Source organism: Actinomycetospora sp. NBRC 106375 (genome assembly GCF_030269665.1).
Lineage (GTDB): Bacteria > Actinomycetota > Actinomycetes > Mycobacteriales > Pseudonocardiaceae > Actinomycetospora.
The window spans coordinates 1,571-3,365 of sequence record NZ_BSTS01000054.1 but is presented as its reverse complement, the minus strand read 5'-3'; the positions used below and the strand labels follow the sequence as shown (position 1 = coordinate 3,365).

1 rRNA gene (only partly in view) is annotated in these 1,795 nt (G+C 60.4%); it reads left to right on the top strand.

Annotated elements, in window-relative coordinates:
• Positions 1-68: 68 nt before the first annotated feature.
• A 23S ribosomal RNA gene (locus QSK03_RS32755) occupies positions 69-1,795 on the top strand (it continues 1,477 nt past the right edge of the window).

Genomic DNA, 1,795 nt, shown 5'->3' with positions numbered 1-1,795 from the left:
TGCACAGTGGACGCGAGCATCTTTTGTTTCTGTGCACATTTGTGTCGTGATTTCTTGATGTGTGTGTTGGTCAAGTTGTCAAGGGCGCACGGTGGATGCCTGGGCATCAGGAGCCGATGAAGGACGTGGGAGGCCGCGATAGTCCTCGGGGAGCTGTCAACCGAGCGTTGATCCGAGGGTGTCCGAATGGGGTAACCCGGCACCCGTCATGGGGTGTCACCGCCGTCTGAATGTATAGGACGGTGGGAGGGAACGCGGGGAAGTGAAACATCTCAGTACCCGCAGGAGAAGAAAACAAGAGTGATTCCGTGAGTAGTGGCGAGCGAAAGCGGAAGAGGCTAAACCCCGCCAGTGTGAGAGCCGGCAGGTGTTGCTGGTGGGGTGTTGTGGGGCGTCACGGACCGTTACTGCCGTGATGGTGCGGGTGTTCGTGGTGTTAGTCGAAGGCGTTGGGACGCGTCGGCGTAGAGGGTGAGACCCCCGTAGACGAAAACACCACGGGCAGCTGTTGTGGCGTGCCCGAGTAGCAGCGAGCCCGTGAAATTCGCTGTGAATCTGCCGGGACCACCCGGTAAGCCTAAATACTCCCTGATGACCGATAGCGGACGAGTACCGTGAGGGAAAGGTGAAAAGTACCCCGGGAGGGGAGTGAAACAGTACCTGAAACCGTGTGCCTACAAGCCGTCAGAGCAAGCTTGGTTCTTGTGATGGCGTGCCTTTTGAAGAATGAGCCTGCGAGTTAGCGGTACGTGGCGAGGTTAACCCGTCGAGGGGTAGCCGTAGCGAAAGCGAGTCCGAACAGGGCGATCTAGTCGCGTGCTCTAGACCCGAAGCGGGGTGATCTACCCATGGCCAGGGTGAAGCGCCGGTAAGACGGCGTGGAGGCCCGAACCCACCAGGGTTGAAAACCTGGGGGATGAGCTGTGGGTAGGGGTGAAAGGCCAATCAAACTCCGTGATAGCTGGTTCTCCCCGAAATGCATTTAGGTGCAGCGTCGCGTGGTACTCACCGGAGGTAGAGCACTGGTTGGCCTAGGGGGCCTACAAGCTTACTGAAGTCAGCCAAACTCCGAATGCCGGTGAGCGTGAGCGCGGCAGTGAGACGGCGGGCGATAAGGTTCGTCGTCGAGAGGGAAACAGCCCAGATCGCCGGCTAAGGCCCCTAAGCGTGCGCTAAGTGGGAAAGGATGTGGGATCGCCCAGACAACCAGGAGGTTGGCTTAGAAGCAGCCACCCTTGAAAGAGTGCGTAATAGCTCACTGGTCAAGTGGTCCTGCGCCGACAATGTAGCGGGGCTCAAGCGCACCGCCGAAGCCGCGGCAACACCACGTGAACACTCCGGCGCCCTCGAGGCGTCCGGTGGTGGTGGTGTTGGGTAGGGGAGCGTCATGCGGGCGGTGAAGCGGCGGAGTGATCCAGCCGTGGAGCCCGTGTGAGTGAGAATGCAGGCATGAGTAGCGATAGCAGAGTGAGAAACTCTGCCGCCGGATGACCAAGGGTTCCTGGGCCAGGTTTTTCCGCCCAGGGTGAGCCGGGACCTAAGGCGAGGCCGACAGGCGTAGTCGATGGACAACGGGTTGATATTCCCGTGCTCGTGTAGGCGCGTCCCTGGCGAATCCAGGTGTGCTAACCGCCCGAACCTCGGGTGTCTCCTTCGGGAGCATCTCGGGGGGAGCGCGGGACCCCGCCTGGTAGTAGCCAAGCGATGGGGTGACGCAGGAGGGCAGCTCCGCCAGCTAGTGGTAGTGCTGGTGCAAGCGTGTAGGCCGGTGTACAGGCAAATCCGTACACCATGC